The sequence below is a fragment of the Paraburkholderia oxyphila NBRC 105797 genome, from assembly GCF_000685075.1.
In the GTDB taxonomy this organism is placed as follows: domain Bacteria; phylum Pseudomonadota; class Gammaproteobacteria; order Burkholderiales; family Burkholderiaceae; genus Paraburkholderia; species Paraburkholderia oxyphila.
The window spans coordinates 1-4,339 of the sequence record NZ_BAYD01000221.1; the positions used below are offsets into that span (position 1 = coordinate 1).

At 60.6% G+C, this 4,339-nt stretch carries 3 protein-coding genes and 1 pseudogene; 3 read left to right on the forward strand and 1 reads right to left on the reverse strand.

Annotated features, from left to right (window positions below):
- Positions 1–142: 142 nt before the first annotated feature.
- Together BO1_RS48130 and BO1_RS48135 are read left to right on the forward strand one after the other, a co-directional pair.
- A complete protein-coding gene (locus BO1_RS48130) occupies positions 143–1,525 on the forward strand; it encodes a DUF1329 domain-containing protein (protein WP_028223685.1) in 1,383 nt (460 codons plus the stop codon).
- A gap of 157 nt (positions 1,526–1,682) precedes the next feature.
- Positions 1,683–2,633, forward strand: a pseudogene (locus tag BO1_RS48135) (alpha/beta hydrolase); the annotation flags it as partial.
- Here BO1_RS48135 and gfa read toward each other — a convergent pair.
- Complete coding sequence (gene gfa / locus BO1_RS48140; protein ID WP_028223687.1) at positions 2,618–3,193, reverse strand: S-(hydroxymethyl)glutathione synthase; 576 nt, start codon at positions 3,191–3,193, stop codon at positions 2,618–2,620. The pseudogene BO1_RS48135 and the gene gfa sit on opposite strands and share 16 nt — an antisense overlap.
- Before the next feature lie 353 nt (positions 3,194–3,546).
- Between gfa and BO1_RS48145 the strand changes: the two genes are divergently transcribed.
- Positions 3,547–4,320, forward strand: coding sequence for an ABC transporter substrate-binding protein (locus BO1_RS48145; RefSeq protein ID WP_028223688.1), 774 nt, complete (start codon positions 3,547–3,549; stop codon positions 4,318–4,320).
- Positions 4,321–4,339: the final 19 nt, after the last annotated feature.

Here is a 4,339-nt window from a genome sequence, read left to right on the forward strand (position 1 = left end):
GACGCTTGCGGCCCACCGCGAAAACAAGTTAAGGCCAACGCCTGCGGCTCTGGCAGCGATGCTAACCCGCGTTTGATTCCTCACGGCAGGCCAGCCACTGCCTCACGGAAAGTCATAGTGTCTTATCTAATAAGGAATGCAAATGAAAAAACCTATCCATATCGTGATACCCATCTGCGCACTGGCAGCAACCCTGACGCTGGCAACAGCGTCCCTCGCAAAAACCAGCCCCGACGACATGGCCAAGCTGGAAGGCCCACTCACCCCCATGGGCGCCGAACGCGCCGGCAACGCAGACGGCACCATCCCCGCCTGGACCGGCAAATGGCTCGGCGCCCCGCCCGACATCACCTACAAGCAGGGCGATCGCTTCCCCGACCCATACGCGAGCGACAAGCCACTCTTCACGATCACCGCGCAGAACATGCAGCAGTACGCAGCGCGTCTAACCGACGGCGAAAAGGCGCTCCTCAAGAAGTATCCGGATACCTTCAAGATCACCGTGTATCCGAGCCATCGCGATTTCCGCTACCCGGACGAGGTCTACAAGGCGATCCGCACCTACGCGCCGCAGACGACCATGACACCAGACCAGAACGGCTTGAAGGATTTCCCGCCGGTCGCGCCGTTCCCGGTGCCCAAGGACGGCGTGGAAGCCATGTGGAACCTGCGCTTCGCCTCGCTGATCGAGTGCGAGAGCGCCACCTATGACCAGGCGGTCGTCTATCCGGATGGCAACATCGCCCGGGGCAAGGTGAACTACTTCATCTACGGGCCGCGCGGCGCCATTCCGTTCCAGCCCGCCAGCAACCCGCTCGTGAACAAGACGTTCGCGCGCGTGCAAACCCAGTTGCCGTTGTCCGACCGCGGCTCGCTCATCGTGAGCTACGACATGTGGAACGAGGAAGGCTCGGACACGCGCCGCGCGTGGCAATACAACCCCGGCACGCGGCGCGTGCGCCAGATGCCCGAGTACGGCTTCGACCAGCCGATCGGCCCGGGCGGCTTTCGCACGGTGGACGACGACCGTCTCTTCAACGGCTCGGGTGAACGCTACGACTGGAAGATCCTCGGCAAGCGCGAGATCTACATCCCGTACGACAACTACAAGCTGATGGACCCATCGATCAAGTACAGCGACCTGCTGACGAAGGGCCATGAAAACATGCAGTACATGCGCTTCGAACTGCATCGCGTGTGGGTGCTGCAGGCGACGCTGAAAGCCGGCTTCCGCCACCAGTACGCCAAGCGCGTGCTGTATCTCGACGAGGACAGCTGGAACGCAGTCGCCGCCGACAACTACGACGCGCGCGGCACGCTGTGGCGCATGAACCTCGCGCCCACGCTCTATGCGTACGACGCCAAGTCGTTCTATTCGACCTCGGTCTTCTATCACGATCTGATCTCGGGCGCGTACTATGCGGACCGTCTGTCGAATCAGGAGGAGATGCCGATTCTCACGCATACGTCGAACATGACCGAGGCGTATTTCTCCCCCGACTCGATCCGCGGCGACGGCAACTGATGTCCGCCGCGGCGCGCCCGGCGGCTCCTGCCGGCGCGCGCCGGGCACAGGCATTGTCAAGCGCAGCTTAACGCTGATGTCTCGATAAGGCCATTTTTCTGAAGCGATGCGTTGTCTACCATAGAGTCATCGGTCATCGACCGCCTCTTCAAGACAGGAGCAACGCACCATGCAGAAAGTGAACTTCAAGAACCTCAATGGCCAGGGCGTCACCATGGCCGCGGTGATCCACTTTCCGGAAGGATTCGACGAGCGCAAGCGCTACGCCGCCGTTGTCGTGACGCACCCGGGCGGCGGCGTCAAGGAGCAGACGGCCGGCCTCTACGCCAGGAAACTCGCGGATAACGGCCTGATCGCGATCGCCTTCGATGCGTCGTACCAGGGCGAAAGCACGGGCGAGCCGCGTCAGCTCGAGAATCCGTACGTGCGCACTGAAGACATCAGCGCCGTGATCGACTATCTGACCACGCTGCCCTATGTCGATCGCGAGCGGATTGGCGCGATGGGCATTTGCGCGGGCGGCGGCTACACGGCCAACGCGGCCATCGACGACCGCCGCATCAAGGCGGTGGGCACGGTGAGCGCGGTGAACATTGGTCAGATGTTTCGCAATGGCTGGGAAAACACGGTGAAGGATGCGGATGCGCTGCCCTTCATCGAGGCCGGCTCGCAGGCGCGCACGAGCGACGCATCGAGCCACGCGCTCGCCACGCTGCCGCTCGCGCCGTTGCGCAAGGAAGACGCGCCGAACAAGGAGCTCGAGGAGGCGTGGGAGTACTACCACACACCGCGCTGCGAGCATCCCAACGCGCCTGGCTACATGACCGCGCGCAGCCTGAACCAGATCATCACCTACGACGCCTATAACAAGGCCGAAGCGTTCCTGACCCAGCCGCTGCAGATCGTGGCGGGCAGCGTGGCCGGCAGCAAGTGGATGAGCGACGACCTGTTCGCGCGCGCCGCGAGCCAGGACAAGCATTTCCACGTGGTGGAAGGCGCGAATCACATGTCGCTCTACGACGTGCCGAACTATGTCGATGAAGCGGTCTCGGTGCTCGCGCCGTTCTTCCTGCGTACGCTGAAGCAAGCGGATCAGGCCTCGCGGTAAGTGCCCTTTGCCTTGGCCGAGTGCGTGGCGAGGATGTCCATGAGCGCGGGGCTCAGGCAATCATAGGGTTCCAGGCCCTGGTCGCGCAGGGTTTGCCGCACTTGCTCCATCTGCGAAGGCGGCGTTCCACTCTCGATGATCGACGAAACGAACGCCGCGAAACCGGGGCCGTCCCAACCGGCATCGCTGGACAGCTCGGTGTGGATGAAATCGAGCCCGTAGAACGCATGGTCCTTGTTCTCGATGCGGCCATACAGATGCGTGCCGCAGGCGGTGCAGGCATGGCGCTGGATAGGCGCCTTTTCGTCGACGACCTTCAGCTTTTCTCCGTGGGCCACCACGGACAACTTCTCGCGTGGCACCACGCCCACGACCGAGAACAACGCGCCTGCGGGCTTCCAGCACTTGGTGCAACCGCATGCGTGGTTGAACAACACCTGTGAAGCGACCTGCACTTCAACCGGGTCGCTGCTGCACTTGCAGCGCAGCGTGCCGCCTGCGAAATTCTCGATACCTTTCTTGATGCCCTGATCGACGGTCGGGTGAAGCGCAATGGCCATGATGTGTCTCCTTGAAGGCGCGTGAGCGGTGAACGGTCGTTCGGATCGACTCGCCCAATGGACCGGGCGAGGGCGGTTGAGCGTGATACTGGGGATGAGTATATGTCAATACTATGGGGGAGTATACGGAGCGCGTGACGCGCAGTTGCGTACCGAGGGGCACGTTTTAGAAAAACTTAAGCATCGTGCATCGGCACACCTCTATTATTCGATTTTTTGTGTCCATATGCTTGGGCCAATGTTGTTCACGCCATCTCGAAGGCGGTTCTGCTCTCGTTAACCCTTGCTCCTCGAAGTCGGGTCTCTGGCCGACGCCGAAAGCGACCATTTCGAACAGGAATTCCATGTTTGCCATGAAGAAGACGCTGGTGTGTCTCACGCTGTCACTTGCGGCGCTCAGCGCACACGCAAAGGCATTGACCGAGCTGAGGTTCGGCGTTGATCCGACCTATGCCCCGTTTGAATCCAGGGCGCCGGACGGCAAGCTGGTGGGCTTCGAAATCGATCTCGGCAATGAAATTTGCCGGCGGCTTCATGCGAAGTGTGTGTGGGTGGAGACGGCGTTTGATGGGATCATTCCTGCTTTGCAGGGGCGCAAGTTCGATGCGATTCTTTCGGCGATGTCGGTCACGCCGAAGCGTGAAGCGCAGGTGGCGTTCTCGAGCATGTTGTTCAATACGCCCAGTAGTTTGCTTGGGCCTCGGGGCTCTACGTTGCAGCCTACGGTTGCTTCGCTGAAGGGGAAGAATGTGGGGGTGGCGCAAGGGTCTACGCAGGAAGCCTATGCGAAGGCTTATTGGGCGCCGGCTGGCATCAACGTGGTTTCGTATGCGAATCAGGAACTGGTTTATACCGACCTTCGGTCGGGGCGGCTTGATGCGACGCTTACCGATATGATTTCTGGTAGTAATGGGTTTTTGAAGACGCCGCAAGGGCGGGATTATGCGTTTCTTGGTGCGCCTGTTAGTGATCCAAAGACGCTTGGGGTGGGGGCTGCCATTGGTTTGCGAAAGAGTGATACTGAGCTGCGAGCTATGATCGATCAGGCTATTGCCGATATGATTAAGGATGGGACTTATCAGAAGATCGAGCGGCGGTATTTTGATTTTGATGTGTTGGGAGGGTGATTTTTTTTGCGCGGTTCCC

Coding starts and splice junctions, on each gene's coding strand:
- BO1_RS48130 (WP_028223685.1), top strand. CDS start 143: ATGAAAAAACCTATCCATATCGTGATACCCATCTGCGCACTGGCAGCA.
- BO1_RS48145 (WP_028223688.1), top strand. CDS start 3,547: ATGAAGAAGACGCTGGTGTGTCTCACGCTGTCACTTGCGGCGCTCAGC.
- gfa (WP_028223687.1), bottom strand. CDS start 3,193: ATGGCCATTGCGCTTCACCCGACCGTCGATCAGGGCATCAAGAAAGGT.